This is a genomic window from Ectopseudomonas composti (assembly GCF_001567565.1).
GTDB lineage: Bacteria > Pseudomonadota > Gammaproteobacteria > Pseudomonadales > Pseudomonadaceae > Aquipseudomonas > Aquipseudomonas composti_A.
The window spans coordinates 764,520-784,135 of the sequence record NZ_LSSW01000029.1 but is presented as its reverse complement, the minus strand read 5'-3'; the positions used below and the strand labels follow the sequence as shown (position 1 = coordinate 784,135).

Below are 19,616 nucleotides of genomic sequence, written 5' to 3'. Positions count from 1 at the left end.
GATGAATGCGACCAACCAACAGGCCTTTGTCGAGATCGCCCAGCGCCTGGCCTCGCTGCCAGCGGACAAGAAGCAACTGTTCCGTCAGCGCCTGGCCGAGAAGGGCATCGATAGCTGGCGCCTGCCTATCGTCCCGGCCACTGGCGGGGAGGGGGCCGCGGTGCCGCTGGCCCATGCGCAACTGCGTTTTCTCTCCGCTGAGGCCCTGAGCAGCCGCGCGCTGTACAACCTCTGCTCGGTGCTGCGCTTCGATGGTCGGCTGGATCTGGCGTGCCTGCAGCAGGCCATGCAGCAACTGGTGGAGCGCCACGCCATCCTGCGCACCCGCTATCTGGCCGATGCCCATGGCCGCTTGCAGGCGCATTGCGAGACCTGGACGGCGGGCCTACCAGCGGTCGAGCCGTTGCCGCCAGAAGCTATCGCTGACCCGCAGCAATGGTGCGCCGACGAGTACGCTCGGCAACTGGCCGAGCCCTTCGACCTGAGCCGCGAGGTGCCCTGGCGCTGGCGCGCGTTCAGCGATGCTGAGCAGGGCAGCACCTGGCTGTTCTTCACCATCCACCACGTTGCCTACGACGCTTGGTCGGCCCAGCAACTGACCCGCGAACTGGCCGAGGGCTACCGCGCGCTGAGCCTGGGCGAACCCGCTCAGCAGCCATCGCTCAGCATCCAGTACGCCGACTACGCAGCCTGGGAGCACGAATGGTTAGCCAGCGACGCCTGCCGCCAGCAGCTCGATTACTGGCGCAACCAGTTGGCCGATGCGCCTGGCCCGTTGGCTCTGCCATACGACCACCCGCAGCCGCCGACCAACCAGCGCCGCCACAGTGGTGCAGTGCGAGTGCGTGAGCTGCCGGCTACCTTGTCGGCGCAGGTCGATAAGGCGATTCGTGAGCAGGGCGTGACCCTGTATATCTTCGGCCTGACGGCCTTCGCCTGCCTGCTGGCGCGCTACAGCGGCGAACGCGACCTGTGCCTGGGCACCTCGGTGGCACAACGCGATCGCCCCGAGCTGGCGCCGTTGATTGGGCCGCTGCTCAACACTCTGGTGTTGCGTCAACGCCTGGAGGATGACCCGGACTTTCGCAGTGCTCTGCTGCGCACCCGCGACAGTGTGGCAGCCGCCTTCGACCAGCAGACCCTGCCTTTCGAAAAGGTGCTCGAAGCCCTCGACCGGCCGCGCTCCAGCCCGTTGTTCCAGGCCATGTTCGTGCAGGTTGAGCTGCCGGAAAGCCGCACCCTGAGCTTGCCAGGCGTGAGCGTCGAGGTGCTCGACCCGCCGCAGCGCCATGCCCGGTTCGACCTTACCTTGCGCCTGCTGCGTTGCGCCGACCAGCGCCTGCGCTGCGAGCTGGAATACAGCGACGAGCTGTTCGAGGCCGCCACCATCGAGCAACTGCTCGACGATCTGCAGGCCATCCTGCAGGACGCATCAAGCAATCCCGAACGGCGTCTGTCGGCGCTGCGCCTGGCCTCGCCGCGCAGCGAACTGCAGGGCCCCGCGCTGAACGCCAGCCCCGAGCCGCTGGACCGCCAGGTGCAGCAATGGGCCGCGCGTACGCCACAAGCGCCCGCCCTGTGCGAGGCCCGGCAGACGCTGGCCTATGGCGAGCTGGGCAATGCCGTGCAGGCCCTGGCGCTGCGCCTGGCCGAGCAGGGTGTCGAGCCCGGCCAGGTGGTGGCCCTGTGCATGCCGCGCAGCGCCAAGCAGGTGCTGGCGATGCTGGCCTGCTGGCAGCGTGGCGCGACTTGCCTGTTTCTCGATCCGGCACAGCCCGCGCAGCGTCTTGAGCAACTGCTTGCAAGCAGCGCGGCGAGCCTGCTACTGACCCTGGCCGAGGCGCCGGCGCTGAACGCCGCAGTGGCGCGCCTGCAACTGAGCGCCGCCGACCTTGCCGCGCCCGCCCCGCAGCAGCCGGTGGCCAGCCTTAGCCAGCCCGAGCAGGCCGCCTACCTGATCTACACCTCGGGCTCTACCGGCCAGCCCAAGGGCGTGCTGGTCAGCCATGCCAACCTGGCGCACTACGCCGCCGCCGTCAGCCAGCGTTTGCAGGCCAGTGCCGGCAGCTGTTGGGCGACCCTGGCCACGGTGGCCGCCGACCTCGGCCTGACCTGCGTATTCGCCGCCTTGCACTCAGGTGATCCGCTGATCCTGCCGGAGGCCGCGCTGGCCTTCGATCCACCGGGCTGGGCCGACTTCCTGGCGCAGCATCCCGTCGACTGCCTGAAGATCGCCCCCTCGCACCTGCGCGGCCTGCTGGCGCTGGATGCTGCCCAGCGCGTATTGCCTCGGCAACTGCTGATTCTCGGCGGTGAAGGCTTCGATGCGGCGCTGTTCGCCCGCATCCGCGAACTGGCGCCGGAGCTGCGCGTGTTCAACCACTATGGCCCGTCGGAAACCACCGTCGGCGTGGTCTGTGGCGAGGTGACGGAGGCCGGGCAGGGCGCTTACCTGCCGCTGGGCCAGCCATTGGCCGGTGCCGAGCTGCGTATCGTCGATGCGGCGGGCCAGCCGGTGCCGCGCGGCGTGGCCGGCGAGCTGCTGATCGGCGGCCCGCAGGTCGCCCAGGGCTATCTCGGCCAACCCGAAGCCACGGCCGCTGCCTTTATCGATGACGCAGGTCGGCGTTTCTACCGCAGCGGGGATCGGGTACGCCTGGATCACCATGGGCGCTTGTCGTTTCTCGGGCGCCAGGACGATCAGGTGAAGATTCGTGGTTTCCGCGTCGAACCCGGCGAGGTCAGCGCCTGGCTAAGCCGACAGTCGCTGGTGCGCGAAGCTGCCGTGCTGGCGCGCGAGATTCAGGGTCGTCTGCAACTGGTGGCCTATGTCGCGCCGCGCCTGATCCCGGACGAGCTGAGCGCCCTCCAGGCGCAAGCCCGTGCGCAACTGCCCGAAGCGCTGCAACCGGCGTATTGGTCGAGTCTGGACGCCTTGCCGCTGACCGCCAATGGCAAGCTGGATCGCCGTGCCTTGCCCGAGCCGCAAACCAGTGTGGCCGTGGATGAGAGCGGGCAGGCGCCGCAGAGTGCCAGCGAGCAAGTGCTGGCTGCGCTCTGGAGTCAGGTGCTGGGCTGCGCCGCGGTCAGTCGTCAGGACGACTTCTTCGCCCTCGGTGGCGACTCGATTCTCAGCCTGCAACTAATCGGATTGGCCGCTCGTCAGGGGCTCAAACTGCAACCGCGCGACGTGCTGGAACAATCGACCCTGGCGGCCATGGCGGCGAGTGCCGACTCCCGCGCGCAGCCGCGCCTGGCCAATATCCTGGTGGCCTTCCGTGAATTGCTCGGCCAGCCGCAACTGGGGCTGGACGACGACTTCTTCGCCGCTGGCGGCGATTCGATTCTCAGCCTGCAACTGATCGCCCGGCTGCGTCAGGCCGATCTGCGCCTGATGCCGCGCCAGTTGCTGGAAAACCCCACGCCACGGCAACTGGCGGCCGCGCTGGAGCCCGCCGCTGCGCCCTGCACCGCTGCGGCAGATGCACCGCCCGCGCCGGTCAGCGCCGTGGCACGGCTGTCCCATGCCCAGGAGCGGCTGTGGTTTATGCAGCAGCTCGAACCCGAAGCCACCGCCTACAACGTCACGCAACTGCTGGCCTTGCACGGCGAGCTGGACGTGCCACGCCTGCACAGCGCCTGCCTGGGCCTGATCGAACGGCACGAAGCCCTGCGTTGCCGCTTCTTCGAGGACAACGGGCAGGTGCGTCAGCGCCTGGACGCGGCGCCCGAGACCAGCTTCGCCCTGCACGATCTGCGTGCAGCGTCGGCTGAGGCGCGCGAGACGGCGATTGCCCGGGCCGCGCAGCGGGTCTTCGACCTGGCCCAGGGGCCGCTGGTGGCCATCGACCTGTTTCAGTGCGGCGACGATGATTACCGCCTGCTGTTCAATGCTCACCATATCGCCGTGGACGGCTGGTCCATGGGGTTGCTGGTGCAGGATCTGGCCAGCCTCTATGAAGGTCGCCAGGCGGCGCCGGCCACCGGCCTGCTGCAGGTGATCGAAGCGCAGCGCCAGACGCTGGAAGGGGATGCCGGCCAGGCACTGCTGGATTACTGGCAGCAGCGCCTGCAGGGCTTGAGCGATGAGCCGCTGACCCTCAGTGAAAGCCCACGCCCGGCACTGCAAGCCTATGCCGGCGCCCGTGAGCAGTTCCCATTGCCGGGCGAGCTGACCTCGGCACTCGCGGCCCGCGCCAGGCAGCTTGGGGTGACACCCTTCGTGCTGTATTTCGCCGCGCAGCAACTGCTGCTGTGGAAACATTCCGGGCGCCGCGATTTCGCCATCGGCCTGCCGGTGTCCGGGCGCGAAGCGGCGGACAGCCAGGCGCTGGTCGGCCTGTTCGTCAACACTCTGGCCTACCGCGTGCAGCTTGAAGAGCGGGAAAGCCTGGAGCATTTCCTGCAGCGCCTTGGCCAGCGCCTGGCCGATGACAGGGCCCACGAGCAACTGCCCTTCGAGCGCCTGCTCGAGGTGCTCCAGGTCGAACGCAGCCTTGACCGCACGCCCTTGTTCCAGACCCTGTTCAACTATCAGGTGGATCACCTCGGCGAGCGCAACCTGCACCTGCCTGGCGTCACGGTCGCGCCCCTGGCGCTGCCGCAGGGCGCGGTCAGCGCCAAGTTCGACCTGACCTTCAACCTGTTCAGCCAGGGCCGTGGCGATGAGGCCAGCAGCCAACTGATCGTCGAATACGCCACCGCGCTGTTCGACCCGGCACGCATCCAGTGCCTGGTGGACGACTACCTGGGCGTGCTGGCCAGCCTGGCGCATCTGGATCTGCAGCGGCCGCTGCTGGACTTGCCCTTGGCGTCGGTCCAGCGTCTGTCGCGTGCTGGCGATGCTGCCGAGTTGGATGTCGAGGCGGATTTCGTGACCCGCTTCGAGCTGCAGGCCGCCTTGCATCCTGAGCGTACTGCGCTGTTCTGCCGCGACCGGCAACTGAACTACGGGCAGTTGCAGACGCAGGCCAACCAGCTTGCCCACTGGTTGCTGAGCCAGGGTGTAACGGCGGAATCGACTGTTGCCTTCTGCCTGCCGCGCGACGAGCGCCTGCTGGTCTGCCTGCTGGGCATCCAGAAGGCCGGGGCGCAGTATCTGCCGCTCGACCCCAGCCATCCGCCTGCGCGGCAGGCGGCTATCCTGCAGCGGGCACGGCCGCACCTGTTGCTGTGCGAACGTGAGGATGAGCATTTTCCGGCCACGCTGCGTTGTCAGCGCTGGCAGGATCTGGCCTTGTCGGCGCAGCCGGCCCATGCACCGGCGCTGCCGAGGCACCTGCAGCAACTGGCCTACACCCTCTACACCTCCGGTTCCACCGGGCAGCCCAAGGGCGTGCAGATCAGCCGGGGCAACTTCGCCAACTTCCTTCTGGCGATGGAGCGCGCCTTGCCGCTGGACGGTGTACAGCGCTACCTGGCGCTGACCACCGTGACCTTCGATATCAGCGGCCTGGAGCTGTGCCTGCCGCTGGTACGCGGTGGCAGCGTGGTACTGGCCGATGACGAGCAACGCCAGGATCCGCTGCTGCTGGCACAACTGATCCGTGAGCGTGAGGTGGAGCTGATCCAGGCCACCCCAGCGACCTGGGCCATGCTGCTGCAGGGCGATCGCCAGGTGCTGGCCGGGCGTGTCGCTTTGGCCGGTGGCGAGGCGCTGGCGGCGGAAATGGCCGGCGAGCTGCGCCAAGTCGTGGGCTGCCTGATCAACGTCTACGGGCCGACCGAAACCAGTGTCTGGTCGACCCAAACGCCAGTGACTGAGCTGACTCAGCCGGTGGTGCCGATTGGCAGGCCGCTGCTCAACACGCGCTGCCATGTGCTCGACGAGTTCCTCTGCGAAGTCCCGCCGGGTCGTGTCGGCGAGTTGTATATCGCCGGAGACGGGCTGGCCCGTGGTTATGCCGAGCAGCCGGCGCTGAGCGCCGAGCGTTTTATCGCCGACCCGTTCGGCACAGGCGGGCGCCTGTACCGCACCGGTGATCTGGCGCGTTGGCAGGCCGACGGCCAGTTGTATTACCTGGGCCGCAGCGACGATCAGATCAAGCTGCGCGGCTTCCGTATCGAACTGGGCGAGATCGAGGCGGCGTTGCTCGCTCATCCTGATGTCGCCCAGGCGGTGGTGGCGGTGCAGGGCGAGCACCTGGCCGCGTTCTGGGTCGCGCAGGCTGGTGCCGAGCCGAGCGCAGACGCGCTGCGCGAGCATCTGCAGGAGCGCCTGCCGGTGTATATGCTGCCGACCCATCTGCAAGCGCTGGACGCATTGCCGCTCAACAGCAACGGCAAGGTGGATCGCAAGCAGTTGCCGCAGATGAGTGACGTGCCTCGCACGGCAAGCAGCGCACAGCGGCCGATGAGCGCCAGCGAGACGCTGCTGAGCGAGATCTGGGGGCAGGTGTTGCAGCTCGATGCGGTGCCGCTCGATGGGCACTTCTTCCAGCTTGGCGGGCATTCGCTGATGGCTGCGCAGGTGCGTTCGCGGTTGCGCGAGCAGGGCTTCGAGGTGCCGCTGCGCTGGCTGTTCGAGACGCCCTTGCTGACGGAACTGGCGGCGCGCCTGGAGACCCAGGCCGCCGCCATCGACCCGGCTGGCCTGCACATCGCGCAGATTGATCAGCAATTCGATCAGCCGCTATCGCCTGCGCAGCAACGGGTCTGGCTGATGCAGCAACTGCAGCCGGATGACAGCAGCTTCAATATGAGCAACAACGTGCGTCTGCGTGGCCAGCTCGATGTCGAGGCGCTGCAGCGTGCCTTGCAGCGCGTGGTGCGTCGCCATGCGATCCTGCGCACCACCTACCACCAGCAGCAGGGCGAGGCGCGCCAGCGTATCCATGAGCAGTCGACGCTGACGTTGCAGCAGGTGAGCGTCAGCGAAGCACAGTGGACGCAGGCAGCCCATGAGCTGGCCACGCGGCCGTTCGAGCTAAGCAGCGAGGCGTCTCTGCGTGCGGTGCTGTATCGCCTGGGTGAGCAGGAGCATGTGCTGCAACTGGTGTTGCACCATATCGCCTCCGACGGCTGGTCCGGTTCGGTGTTGATCGGTGAGCTGGTCGAGGGCTACGAGGCTTATAGCCAGGGTCAGGCGCCGGTCGAGCAGGAACTGGAAATCCAGTACGTCGACTATGCCGCGTGGCAGGCTTCGCCCGCGCTGCGGGCTCGTCAGCGCCAGGGTCAGCAGTTCTGGCAACGCACCCTGGCCGGCATCCCAAGCCAGGTGCCATTGCCGTTCGACTTCCCGCGCGCCGAGGCTGACGCCAGTGCAGGAGCGGCCCTGGACTTCCAGTTGCCGGCGGCAACGCTGGCGCGTCTCGAGGTCTTGCAGCGCGACAGCGGGGTTTCTCTGTTCATGCTGTTGCTGACCGTGTATGCCACCGTGCTGCAACGCGAAACCCAGGGCCGCGATCTGGTCATCGGCACCGACGTGGCCAACCGCGAACACCCGGCCACCGAGGCGCTGATCGGCTTCTTCGTCAACCTGCTGGCGTTGCGCATCCGCGTGCAGCCGGAGCTGAGCTTCCGTGAGCAGGCGGCACTGGTGCGCGATGTCTGTCTGGATGCCTTCGCCTGGCAGGACACGCCGTTCGAGCAGGTGGTCGAAGGCCTCGATCTGCCGCGTGTGGCCAACCAGCATCCGTTGCTGCAGACGCTCTTCGTTCTCGACAACACGCCGCGTCAGCCACGCCGCCTCGGCGACCTCGAGGTGACGCCGCTGACGGGTGAACAACACCATTCCAAGTTCGATATGGCGCTGTTCGCCAGTGCCGACGGCGATGCCCTCAGCCTGCGCTGGGTGTACCGCACCAGCCTGTTCCGCACGGCCACCATCGAGCGTTTGCGCGACAACTTCCTGGCGCTGCTCGACGCTGCGCTGGGTGCGCCAGACAGCCCTATCGACGCCTTACCTCTGCCTTCCAAGGGAGCTGCTGCCATGTCCACCGCTACGGACAATCCGCTGCAACGCAAGATGAGCAAACTCGGCAAGATGCGCCAGAGCGGTCCGGCTGCCGCTGCCACACCGATCGAAACCCGGCCACTGCGCGCGGGCTCCAGTTTCCCGCTGCTGGTGCAGTTGCGCGATCGCGAACTGGCGCCAGCGGTGTGGGCCGAAGCCAATCGCGAGAAAGTGGAAGGTTGGCTGCGCGAACACGGTGGGATTCTCTTTCGCGGCTTCGATCTGCCGACCCCGGCGGACTTCGAGCAGTTCTGCCAGGCGCTGTGCCCGGAGTTGTACGGCCAGTACGGCGATCTGCCGAAGAAGGAGGGCGGCAACAAGATCTACAAGTCCACGCCCTATCCGAAAGACCGCATGATCCTGTTCCACAACGAGAGCGCCCACCAGCATCGCTGGCCGCGTCGGCAGTGGTTCTATTGCGAGACACCGGCTGCCAGCGGCGGCGCCACGCCCATAGTCGACAGCCGTGAGGTGTACCGCGAACTGCCTGCCTGGCTGCAGAACAAGCTGCGCCGCAAGCAATTGATGTACGTGCGCAATTTCAGCGCCAGCCTGGATGTCAGCTGGCAGCACTTCTTCCAGACCGAGGAGCGTGCCGAGGCCGAGCGCATCTGCCGCGAGGGCGGGATCGAATTCGAGTGGCGCGGCGCCAACGAATTGCACACGCGCCAGGTGTGTCCCGCGGTGATCCTGCATCCGCTGACCGGCGATGCCAGCTTCTTCAACCAGATCCAGCTCTACCACCCGGCGTTTCTCGATGCCGATATCCGTGAGCAGTTCCTCAAGGGGCGCGACAGCGTGCTGCCCCGGCAGGTGTTCTACGGCGATGGCAGCGAGCTGGAAGAGGCCGCCATCGAGGCGATCAACGCTGCCTACGAGCGGTGCGCGGTGCGTTTCGACTGGCAGCGCGGCGATGTGGTGATGCTCGACAACATGCTTGCTGCCCATGCCCGCGACCCCTTCGAGGGCGAGCGGCGCATCGTCGTCGCCATGGGCGATATCTATCGCCGCGATCAGGTGGCGGCCGCACCGGCCATGGCCGAGGAAAACGCTTTGGAGATGACACCATGATGGATCTTGGTCTGCCGCTTTCCCCGGCCCAGAAGCAACTGGCCGAGGCCAACCCGCAGGCGTATCGCTGGGTGCGCATGGCGATCGCCGGTGTTGCCCCGGAGCGGGTCGAACAATGTCTGCGTGATCTGCTGAACAGCCATGAGGCGCTGCGCCTGCGCTACCAACGCCCGCTCGGCGCCACTGGCCTGCGCCAGCGCGTGGCCGAGCCCGGTGAATTGCGCCTGGATTGGCGCCAGGCGGATGCCGGTGTCGATGCGGCTGCCTGGCAGCGCGAGGCCCAGGCCCAGTGCCAGGCGCAGCAACCCGATCTGCTGGCCTGGTGGCGCGACGAGCAGCTATGGCTGGCACTGCCGGCCTACTCGCTGGATCTGCGCAGCTTCGAGCAACTGCGCCGTGAGCTGTTGGGGGATGGCGTTGCGGGCGATGACGAGCCGATGCAGTACAGCGATTACGCCGAGTGGATCGCCGGCCTGCAACTGGACGAGGACGCCGAGCAGGGCATGCAGTTCTGGCGCAACCTGGCCCTGCAGGAGGTGCCGGGGCTGCGTCTGATCGAACGCTATGGCATGGCCAGCGGTGCCCGTGGCTGCGTGCAGCAGGCGCTCGAACCTGCTTTGTGCGGTGCCGTGCAGGCACTGGCCGAGGGCGAAGCGCTGGCCGTCGAGCCGCTCGCCCTGGCAGCCTGGGGTGCCTTGCTCGGCCGCCTGAACGGTCAGCGCCATGCGCAACTGGGCCTGCAGCACGACCCGCGTGACGACTATGAGCAACTGCAGGGCGCCTACGGGCTGTTCGAGCAGACCCTGCCCATGCAGGTGCATCTGTCCGAGCACGCCAGCTGGCTCAGCCTGGCCCGGCAACTGGCCCGGCAATTGGAAAACGCCGTGCTCTGGCAGGAGTACCTCGGCCAGGCCGAGTTGCTGCCGGAGTGGCGCGCCAGCTATCAGGCCGGGCTGCGTGTGCAGCATCTGGCCGAGGTACCTGCACTGCAGGCCTTGTCCTTCGACACGCCGGTGGAGCTGCAACTGCACTGGTTGCTGGATGAATCCGGCCAGGGCCAGTTGGCGCTGGTGTACGACAGCGGGCTGTATCGCCGTGAGCAGATGCAACTCCTGCTGCGCCGCTACGTGCATTGGATCGGCCAACTGCTGCAGGCGCCGCAAGCGCCGCTGGACAGCCTGGATGCCTTGCTGGCAGAGGAGGCGCAACCGGCGGCAACTGTCGGAGAGCTGCCAGTGGACGTGGATATCGTCGAGCGCTTCCGTGCCCATGCGCGCAACCAGCCGCACAGCCCGGCGCTGCGCGATGGTCGGCAGGTGCTGTCTTACGCGGAGCTGGACGAGCTGAGCGAGCGGGTGGCCGGCAGCCTGCAGCAGGCTGGCGTTGGCCCGGATCAGGTGGTGGCGCTGCTGCTGCCGCGCGGCGCGCAGATGCTGGTGGCCATGCTCGCCTGCTTCAAGGCCGGCGCGGCCTACCTGCCGCTGGACCCGGCGTTGCCACCGCTACGCCTGGCCAGCATTCTCGACGATGCCAAGCCAGCGCTTGTGCTGCATCTGGATGAGTCGAGCCTGGCCTGCGAGGTGCTCAGCCTGACCTGGTCTAAGGCCAGCAGCGCTGCACCACTCGCTGCGCCCGTGGTCAGCGCGCCGCAGCACCTGGCTTATGTGCTCTACACCTCGGGCACCAGTGGCAAGCCCAAGGGCGTGCAGATCGAGCAGGGGCAGCTACGCCATTATGCAAGCCAGATAATCCATGCCCTGGATTTGCCGGCCGGCGCGCACTACGGGCTGGTGTCGTCGCTGCTCGCCGACCTGGGCAACACCGTGCTGTACCCGGCCTGGTTGCAGGGGGGCTGCGTGCACCTGCTGAGCCAGGCCAGCGTCACCGATGCGCAGGCCTTCGCCGAGGAGCTGCGCGAGCATCCGCTGGATGTGCTGAAGATCGTTCCGTCGCACCTCGAGGCATTGATCGGCGAGCATCCGCTGGAAGGTGTGCTGCCCCGTAAGGTGCTGGTGCTTGGCGGCGAAGCGGTGGGTGAGAGCCTGCTGGCGCGCCTGGCACAGGCAGGAGCTGGCTGCCGCCTGTACAACCACTACGGGCCGAGCGAAACCACGGTCGGCGTGCTCTGGCGCGCCATCGACAGCGGACAGGGGGCGAGCGGCACGGCCTTGAACCAGGTGCTCGGCAACAACCGCATCTACCTGCTCGACGAACGACAGCGCCCGGTGCCCTGCGGGCAGGCGGGCGAGTTGTGCGTGGCCGGGGCCAGTGTCGGCCGTGGCTACCTGGGCAATGTCGGCAGCTCGGCATTCGGCCGCGATCCGCTGTCCGGCACGCGCCTGTATCGCACCGGTGACCTGGCCTTGCGCCAGGCCGATGGCGCCTTGCGTATCCTCGGGCGCAACGATCAGCAGGTGAAGATTCGCGGTTTCCGTCTGGAACTGGCGGAAGTCGAACAGGCCTTGCGTGGCCTGCCGGGCGTGCAGCAGGCAGCGGTGCTGCTCGATGGCGAGCGCCTGCTGGCCTTCATCGTGGAGGAGGAGGGGCAGAGCCGGGCAACCAGCCTGCTGCGCGACGACCTGGCCCGGCAACTGCCGGACTACATGCTGCCCGCCGGTATCTTCGCGTTGAAAGCCCTGCCGCTGAACAGCAATGGCAAGCTCGATCGCCAGACGCTATTGGAGCGTGCCCGGCAGCGCATGCAGGGCGCGCGGGTGGCCCCGGTCGGCGAGCTGGAGAGCGAGGTGCTGGAAATCTGGTGCCGCGTGCTGGGTGTCGAGGATCTCGGCGTGACCGACAACTTCTTCGCCATGGGCGGGCATTCCCTGGCGGCGATCAAGGTGGTGGCGCTGATTCGCGAGCAACTGGGGCTCAACCCGCCAACCAATCTGCTGTTCGAGCGGCAAACCGTGCGCGAACTGGTGCAGAGCCTCGATCAGGGCGCGAGTGGCGAGGGCTGGCAGGTGCTGAACGAGGTGGCCGGTGATGCGCCTGCCTTGCTCCTGGTGCATGGCGCGGAAGGCCACCTGAAAGACTACCGACCGTTGCTGAAACACCTGGGCGAAAACCAGGCCGCTTATGGCTTGACGGCATTTGACGAGGGTTGGCAAAGCAAGGATCTGAACGCGCTGCTGCAGCGCTATGTGCAGAGCATTCCCGAGTCGCTCAAGCAGCGGCCGCTGGTGCTGCTCGGCTGGTGCCTGGCGTCGCGCCTGGCGCTGCTGTTGACGGCGCATCTGCAGGCCGCAGGCTTCAACGTCCAGGCCCTGGCGGTGGTGGACCATGATGCGCAGCGCAGCCTGGCTGGCGATGGCGACGAGGGTGGGCAGTTGCTCGCCGACCTGGTGTTCCTGTGTGGCAGCCGTGCGCGGCCGCTTGGCGATACCTTGCGCGAGCGTCTGGCCCGGCAACTGGTCGATTGCGATTATGCCGAGGGCGTGGCCCGCCTGCTGGCCGACGCCGAAGTGCGCGAGCATCTGCAGTGGGAGGGCGCTGAGGCCGAGTTGCAGGCCGCGATGGTGCGCTACCGGACGATCAAGACGCGCCTGTACGAACAGGCCTTACCGGTGGTCGACGTGCCCATCTGGCTGTGGCGCAGCAATGCCCACGGCGACCTGCGCGCCGCCTGGCAGGCGCACACACGCAAGGCGCTGCATTATCGGAGCCTGGATGTCGGCCATCATGCGATCCTTGCCGAGCCGCGTCTGAGTGCAGAACTGTTGTCCTTGCTGGCGCCAAGCACTGCGCCGCAACACCAAGCCGAGAGGGTGCCTGACTGATGATGTTATTGAAGGAGCTGCTGATTGACGCGCGCTGGCGCATTTTCCTGGCGGTGCTGTGCAGTGCCTTGAGTGCGGCGTGCAGCATCGGTCTGATCGGCTATATCAACCGCAGCCTGGAGCAGGGGCTGGATGACCTGAGCCAGGCGCTGGCGCTGTTCGCCGGCCTGCTGTTGCTGCTGTTCGTCAGCGGTACCCTGGCCCAGTGGCTGCTGGTGCAGATTGGCCATCGCCTGGTCTATCAGTTGCGCCTGCGCCTGGTCGGCAAGGTGCTCGGCACTGCGCTGGAGCGCATCGAGCGACTGGGCAGCCCGCGCATCTACAACGCCCTGACCAAGGACGTGACCACCGTGGCCACGGCCTTCAAACAATTGCCGATCTCCCTGTACAACGGCCTGCTGCTGCTGGCAGGCCTGGCTTACATGGCCTGGCTGAGCCTGCCGTTCTTCGCCCTGACCCTGGCGGTGATCGCCTTCGGTGTAGCGCTCGACGTGCTGCTTGGGCGCAAGGTCAAGCGCCTGATGCAGCAGGTGCGGCAGCAGGACGACCGCTTGACCGAGCAGTTCGAGGCGACCATCAGCGGCCGTTGCGAACTGGCCTTGAGCCGCGAGCGTCGGCAACTGCTGTACAACCAGCGCCTGGAGCCGATCGCGAAGGCTTCGCTGCAGGCCTCGGTACGCGCCGATACCCTGTGGGCGATCAACCTGAACTGGACCTCGCTGCTGGTGTTCGTGCTGATCGGTACGCTGTTCTTCCTCGGTCAGGGCTTCGGGCTGTTGAGCCAGCAGGTGGTGGTGGGCTACGTGCTGGCGATCATGTTTCTGCGTACGCCGATCTCGATGATTCTCGATGCGGTCCCGGCGGTAATTCGCGGCCATGTGGCGCTGCAGGCCATCGATGACCTGGCCCTGGGCGAGACGGTGCACTTCACCTTGCCGCCCAAGGCCGCCGAGCCTTTTCGTGAGTTGCGCTTGAGCAACGTGCAATACCGCTACCCCGGGCAGAGCGACGAGTTCGCCTTCCAGCTGGGGCCCATCGATCTGCACGTTCGCCGTGGCGAACTGATCTTCATCGTCGGCGGCAATGGCAGCGGCAAGTCGACCCTGGCCAAGCTGCTGACCGGACTCTACCTGCCCAGCGCGGGGACGGTCTCGCTCAATGGCGTGACGTTGGATGCTGCGCACGGCGAGTGGCACCGCGAGCATTTCGCGGCGATCTTTGCCGACTTCTACCTGTTCGCCGATGTACTCGGTGAGAACGGCCAGCTCGATGGGCTGGAGGAGCGGGTCGATCATTACCTGCAGCGCCTGGGGCTGGCGCACAAGGTGCAGTTCGTCGACGGGCGCTTGTCCACCACGGCGCTGTCCCAGGGGCAGCGCAAGCGCCTGGCCCTGCTGTTGCTGATGATGGAGGGCCGCGAGGTGCTGCTGCTAGACGAGTGGGCGGCGGATCAGGATCCGGTGTTCCGCCACGTCTTCTACCACGAGCTGCTGCCCGAATTGCAGGCCGCCGGCAAGACAGTCATCGCCATCAGTCACGATGACCGCTACTTCGACGTGGCCGATCGTATCTACCGCCTCGACTACGGCCAACTGGTGGATTACGACCGCAACAGCGAGAGCCCTTTCCAGGTGGTCGGGTAGTGGGTTACTCGGGCGTCTTGTCGCGATCGAGCGGGCAACTGCTGCAATAGTCGATGCCGGGCAGGCGGTAGCGAATGCAGCAGATACGCCGTAGCCGCTGCGGTTCGCTGGCGCCGACGTCCTTGTAGTACACCGGGGCGAACAGCGGGTTGCGCCGACCATCGGGGCGCAGGCGGCTTTCCAGTACGGCTCTGGCCGGGGCGGAGCAGCCGGCCGTCGCCAGTGGATGCAGTTCGATTTGTGTGGTGGCGAATTCGAAGAGGTTGCCGGCGTTGCTCCAGAACAGTCGTGGCGAGGCTTTCGAGACGCTGGCCATTACCTCGATCACCGGTTCCAGATGCCCTTGTATCAAGGTGCTGAAGCGCTCGAAGGGCGAGCAGGGCGGCAGACAGCTGCCGTCATGGGGCAAACGTAGGCCAAGCGGTTTGCCTTCTGCCGAGAGGGCGACGCCGACATCGCTCAGGGCGATAGGCAACTCGCGCTGCAAGAGCAGGTTGGCCGCCACGGTGGGGGCCAGGAAGCAGAAATACCATTTCGACCAGATAGAGGTCAGTGCCAGCAGATCGTCGCTGCCATGGCGGGCTGCCAGCTCACGAATGAACTCGGCGAAATAGTCCGGCTGAAACAGTTGCGAGCCGGAAACTACCTGCTGTTGATCACTGGCCAGTTGCAGGTTTTCCCCATAGGCAGCCAGCGGGCCGCTGAACAGCGGGGCAAGACTGTCGATCATCAGAGGCGCTCGTTGCCGCCGCAAGGCCGCGTTGGAGGTTGGTCGAGAGGGGAATGGGTTATCTGAACCATGCTTGATACTTGCTGCTGAGACTCGTTATCACTTGAGGTGGCGGCAGTATAAACACACCTCATCCTGCAAGCGAACCGGACAGTGCTGCCGGGGGTGAGAGGAACGTCAAATTTGGTTAATGATAATTGTTATTAACTGTATTATTCTGCGTGCGCTTGCATGGTGATCAATCGATGGCCGCGAGCATTCGCATCGTCAGCTGAAAACGGAGTGAAACATGAGTCTGGACAGTCCTGAAACGCGCTTCCTGGTTGTGGTCAACGCTGAAGAGCAATACTCCATCTGGCCCGAGTACAAGGAGATACCGCAAGGCTGGAAGCAAGCCGGCAAGCAGGGCAGCAAGCAAGAGTGCCTGGCCTATATCGAATCGGTGTGGACCGACATGCGTCCGCTCAGTCTGCGTCAAGCCATGCAGGGGCAGGAACGCGGCTGATGCCTCGCTCATCCAACCCCTGGTTTTCATTCTTGCCTGGCAGTAGTCAGCCGCCTGCGCTGCGGCTTTATTGCTTTCCCTATGCGGGGGCGGGGCACACGGTTTTTCAGCATTGGCGCGCCGGCTTGCCGAGCGATATTGAGCTGGCTCTGGTCAAGTTGCCGGGGCGCGGCGCGCGCTTCGGCGAGCCTCGCGCCACTTCGTTGGCCGACTTGGCTGAAGCGCTGGCCGTAGCGGTTGCCCAGGCCAGCGCCGATGGCATTCCCTTCGCGTTCTTCGGCCACAGCATGGGGGCATTGCTGGCATTCGAGACAGCGCGCCAACTGCTTCGGCAGAGGCTGTCGCCAGCCCAGTTGCTGGTTTCTGCGCGCACGGCGCCGCTCGCCCATGGTTGGCGCGAGCGGGTGGCGGATCTGCCGCAGGCGCAATTTCTCGAGATCATCCGTGGCATGAACGGTTTGCCTCAGGAGTTGCTCGACAATCCTGAGTGGGTCGATCTGTTTTTGCCGATCATCCGCGATGATTTCGCGCTGTGCGAAGACTATTGCTACCGCCCAGCGCCGCAGTTGTCGTGCCCCATTCACGTGCTGGCCGGAGAAACCGACGCCAGCGTGCCTCTATCGCTGCTCGATGGATGGGCTCAGGAAAGCCACGCCGAGTGTCGGACATGGCTGTTTCCCGGCGGGCACTTCTATCTGTTCGAGCAGGAAACCGAGTTGCTTGAGCTTGTACAGCGTCTGCTTGTGAGCGAGCCGCTGCGGCAGGCCGTCAACTGAGATCAGTCCTCTCATTCAGCCTTGCCGCTACCGCTCAGTCAGTCGTGTCAGTTGTATGGCGCGCTGATCGCGGGCGCCAGGGCATCTCGAATCGGAGCAAGGCGCGGCTTGTGGTTGTGACGCAGTGCCTGTGCCGTGTTTGATTAATATAATGATAGTAATTATCATTCATGACTTGCTAGAAGTGTGCGGGGTGCATTGCTGAGGGCCGATCAGCCGCACCGCCGTGCTGCTTTCTGCTCAATCCAGCGCTGTCTGTCAGATCACGCGCCATTTGCGCGTCACGAGGATGCACTCATGAATGCGATCACCCCTATTTACACCACGACGATTGTCGATCTACAGAGCCGGCACAGCGGGCTTCGCCAGCGCTATTGCCTCGACAGCACACCGGCGTTGCAGCGGCAAGAACAGCGCGAGTCCAACGCGCGCAGCTACCCGCGGCGCATACCACTGGAGCTGAAGCGCGCACAGGGTGTCTATGTTGAGGATTCGCGTGGGCAGGTCTACATCGACTGCCTGGCTGGCGCCGGCACGCTGGCGCTGGGGCACAATCATCCGGTGGTGGTGGAGGCGATCCAGCGAACCCTGACATCGGGCATTCCACTGCATACGCTGGATCTGAGCACGCCGATCAAGGATGCCTTCGTGCAGACCCTGTTCGACCTGTTGCCGGGCGATTTCGCCAAGGATGCGCGCGTTCAGTTCTGCGGTCCGACCGGTGCGGATGCAGTGGAGGCCGCGCTCAAACTGTCACGTACGGCAACGGGACGGCACAGCGTGCTGGCGTTTCATGGCGCTTATCATGGCATGACCCTTGGTACGCTCTCGATCAGCGGCAATCTCGGGCCAAAGAGCGCGCTGGGCGGGTTGCTCTCCGGCGTGCAGTTCCTGCCTTATCCGCATGACTATCGCTGCCCGTTCGGCCTCTCCGGTGAGCAGTCGATCGATGCCAACCTGCATTACATCCGCCACCTGCTGAGCGATCCGGAAAGCGGCGTGACTCAGCCGGCGGCGATGATTCTGGAAACGGTGCAGGGTGAGGGCGGGGTGATTCCCGCGCCTGATCGTTGGCTACAGGGACTGCGAGCGATTACCCGCGAACATGGCATTCCCCTGGTTCTCGACGAGATCCAATGTGGCATCGGGCGCACTGGCGATCTCTTCGCCTTCGAACGCAGCACGATCACCCCTGACGTGATGACGCTCTCGAAGGCCATTGGCGGAGGGTTGCCACTTTCTGTGGTGGTCTACCGTGGCGAGCTCGACCAATGGCAACCAGGCGCTCATGCCGGTACGTTCCGTGGCAACCAGTTGGCCATGGCTGCAGGCGATGCCACCTTGCGCTTCATGCAACGCGAAGGCATCACCAGCCATGTGCGCGGCGTCGGCGCTCGCTTGAATACGCTATTGCAGGGCTTGCAGGCCGAGTTCGACTGGGTTGGCGATGTGCGTGGGCGTGGTCTGATGCTGGGTATGGAAATCGTCGATCCAGCGCGCAGTGACGGCGCTGGCCTGCCGCTGGCCGATGGCGAGCGCGCGCGCAAATTTCAGCGTGCCTGCCTGGAGCGCGGCTTGATCGTGGAGTTGGGCGGGCGGCATGGGGCGACCGTCAGATTCCTGCCGCCGCTGATCATCAGCGAGGCCGAGATCGAACATGTCGGGCAGATTCTCTATCAGGCCGCCCAGTCTGTTCAGGGGTTCGCTCTGGCTGCGCAGCAGTGAGCCGCGTTCGACAAGATTGTGCGCGATAGAGAGAAGGCTTGTGCACTGCACAAGCCTTCTTGCTTTTCAGCCCTGACGCTGTTCTTCGGCCAGGCAGGCCGCTGCGGTGAACAGCGCATCGGTGGAGGAGTTCAGCGCTGTTTCCGCCGAGTCCTGAACGATACCGATGATGAAACCGATGGCGACGATCTGCATGGCCACTTCGTTGGGAATGCCGAACAGGCTGCACGCCAGCGGGATCAGCAGCAGCGAACCGCCCGCTACGCCCGAAGCGCCGCAGGCGCTGATCGAGGCCAGAATGCTGAGCAGCAGGGCGGTGGGCAGGTCGACGGCAATGCCCAGGGTGTGCACCGCGGCCAGGGTCAGAACGGTGATGGTGATGGCAGCACCGGCCATGTTGATGGTGGCACCCAGCGGAATGGACACCGAGTAGGTTTCCTCGTGCAGGCCCAGGCGCTGGCACAGCTGCAGGTTGACCGGAATGTTGGCCGCCGAGCTGCGGGTGAAGAAGGCAGTCAGGCCGCTCTCGCGCAGGCAGGTGAACACCAGCGGATAAGGGTTGCGACGAATCTTCCAGTACACCAGTACCGGGTTGACCACCAGGGCGACCAGCAGCATGCAGCCAACCAGCACGATTAGCAGGTGCAGGTAGCCGAGCAGGGCGTCGAAGCCGGACTCGGCCAGGGTGGCGGCTACCAGGCCGAAGATGCCCAGCGGTGCGAGGCGGATCACCAGCTTGACGATGGAGGTGACGCCGCCCGACAGGTCCCCCAGCAATTGCTTGCTGCCGGCACTGGCATGGCGGAAGGCGAAGCCCAGGCCAATGGCCCAGGCCAGGATGCCGATGAAGTTGCCGCGCAGCAGCGCGTTGACCGGGTTATCGACCACGTTCATCAGCAGGGTCTTGAGGACTTCGCCGATGCCGCCGGGGGGTGTCAGTTCTGCGGCCTGGCTGCTCAGCACCAGCGACGAGGGGAAGGCGAAACTGGCAACCACGGCGACCAGTGCGGCGCTGAAGGTGCCGAGCAGGTACATCAGCAGAATCGGGCGGATATGGGTCTGCTGACCGTGCTGGTGGTTGGCGATGGAGGCCATCACCAGGATGAACACCAGTACCGGCGCCACCGCTTTCAACGCGGACACGAAGACATTGCCGATGAAACCGACGGACAGCGCAGCCTGGGGAGCGATGACCGCAAGGGCGATACCTGCGAGCAGGCCGATGATGATCTGCGTCACCAGACTGGTGCGGTTGAGAAACTGCAGGGCAGGGTGGATAGCTTGGGACATCAAGTGGTTCTCTGGTTGCGCAGCACGGTGCAATGGGCGTCGTGCCTGGATCGAGAGGGCTTCCAGCACCGCCTTCGAGAGGTGGTCCGAAAAAATAGCGCGCGACTCTAGCACAGCCTTGTGAGGCTTCGAGCCAGACGCAG

The 19,616-nt window shown here is 65.7% G+C and carries 8 protein-coding genes; 6 read left to right on the top strand and 2 right to left on the bottom strand.

Translation table 11 applies throughout. The features are described 5' to 3' along the window. Nucleotide 1: 1 nt before the first annotated feature. From PCLY_RS20055 to PCLY_RS20045, 3 genes are read left to right on the top strand one after another with little or no spacing between them, the layout of a single operon-like run. Nucleotides 2-9,025: a non-ribosomal peptide synthetase gene (locus tag PCLY_RS20055; RefSeq protein ID WP_061241526.1), complete on the top strand. Its 9,024-nt coding sequence runs from the start codon at nucleotides 2-4 to the stop codon at nucleotides 9,023-9,025. Then, nucleotides 9,022-12,804: a non-ribosomal peptide synthetase gene (locus PCLY_RS20050; protein WP_061241524.1), complete on the top strand. Its 3,783-nt coding sequence runs from the start codon at nucleotides 9,022-9,024 to the stop codon at nucleotides 12,802-12,804. Before PCLY_RS20055 ends, PCLY_RS20050 begins: the two co-directional genes overlap by 4 nt. Beyond that, the gene (locus PCLY_RS20045; protein ID WP_061241522.1) at nucleotides 12,804-14,447 is read left to right on the top strand and encodes a cyclic peptide export ABC transporter; all 1,644 of its coding nucleotides are present in this window, start codon (nucleotides 12,804-12,806) and stop codon (nucleotides 14,445-14,447) included. Before PCLY_RS20050 ends, PCLY_RS20045 begins: the two co-directional genes overlap by 1 nt. Nucleotides 14,448-14,451: 4 nt before the next feature. Here PCLY_RS20045 and fhuF read toward each other — a convergent pair whose 3' ends face one another. Further along, nucleotides 14,452-15,177 (bottom strand): siderophore-iron reductase FhuF, encoded by a 726-nt coding sequence (gene fhuF, locus PCLY_RS20040; RefSeq protein ID WP_061241520.1) that lies wholly within the window; start codon nucleotides 15,175-15,177, stop codon nucleotides 14,452-14,454. Nucleotides 15,178-15,466: 289 nt separating this feature from the next. Here fhuF and PCLY_RS20035 point away from each other — a divergent pair, with 289 nt between their 5' ends. From PCLY_RS20035 to PCLY_RS20025, 3 genes are all read left to right on the top strand, one after another. Continuing rightward, nucleotides 15,467-15,682, top strand: a complete 216-nt coding sequence (locus PCLY_RS20035) for an MbtH family protein (protein ID WP_061241518.1) — start codon at nucleotides 15,467-15,469, stop codon at nucleotides 15,680-15,682. Next, nucleotides 15,682-16,458 (top strand): thioesterase II family protein, encoded by a 777-nt coding sequence (locus PCLY_RS20030; protein WP_082768117.1) that lies wholly within the window; start codon nucleotides 15,682-15,684, stop codon nucleotides 16,456-16,458. Before PCLY_RS20035 ends, PCLY_RS20030 begins: the two co-directional genes overlap by 1 nt. A gap of 297 nt (nucleotides 16,459-16,755) precedes the next feature. After that, a complete protein-coding gene (locus PCLY_RS20025; RefSeq protein WP_061241514.1) occupies nucleotides 16,756-18,183 on the top strand; it encodes a diaminobutyrate--2-oxoglutarate transaminase in 1,428 nt (475 codons plus the stop codon). Nucleotides 18,184-18,249: 66 nt separating this feature from the next. Here the strand turns inward: PCLY_RS20025 and sstT are convergent, their stop codons facing one another. Next, nucleotides 18,250-19,473 carry a serine/threonine transporter SstT gene (sstT, locus tag PCLY_RS20020; protein WP_061241512.1) on the bottom strand — a complete coding sequence of 408 codons (1,224 nt, stop codon included), beginning with the start codon at nucleotides 19,471-19,473 and terminating at the stop codon, nucleotides 18,250-18,252. Nucleotides 19,474-19,616 lie beyond the last annotated feature (143 nt).

Coding starts and splice junctions, on each gene's coding strand:
- PCLY_RS20055 (WP_061241526.1), top strand. CDS start 2: ATGAATGCGACCAACCAACAGGCCTTTGTCGAGATCGCCCAGCGCCTG.
- PCLY_RS20050 (WP_061241524.1), top strand. CDS start 9,022: ATGATGGATCTTGGTCTGCCGCTTTCCCCGGCCCAGAAGCAACTGGCC.
- PCLY_RS20045 (WP_061241522.1), top strand. CDS start 12,804: ATGATGTTATTGAAGGAGCTGCTGATTGACGCGCGCTGGCGCATTTTC.
- fhuF (WP_061241520.1), bottom strand. CDS start 15,177: ATGATCGACAGTCTTGCCCCGCTGTTCAGCGGCCCGCTGGCTGCCTAT.
- PCLY_RS20035 (WP_061241518.1), top strand. CDS start 15,467: ATGAGTCTGGACAGTCCTGAAACGCGCTTCCTGGTTGTGGTCAACGCT.
- PCLY_RS20030 (WP_082768117.1), top strand. CDS start 15,682: ATGCCTCGCTCATCCAACCCCTGGTTTTCATTCTTGCCTGGCAGTAGT.
- PCLY_RS20025 (WP_061241514.1), top strand. CDS start 16,756: ATGAATGCGATCACCCCTATTTACACCACGACGATTGTCGATCTACAG.
- sstT (WP_061241512.1), bottom strand. CDS start 19,473: ATGTCCCAAGCTATCCACCCTGCCCTGCAGTTTCTCAACCGCACCAGT.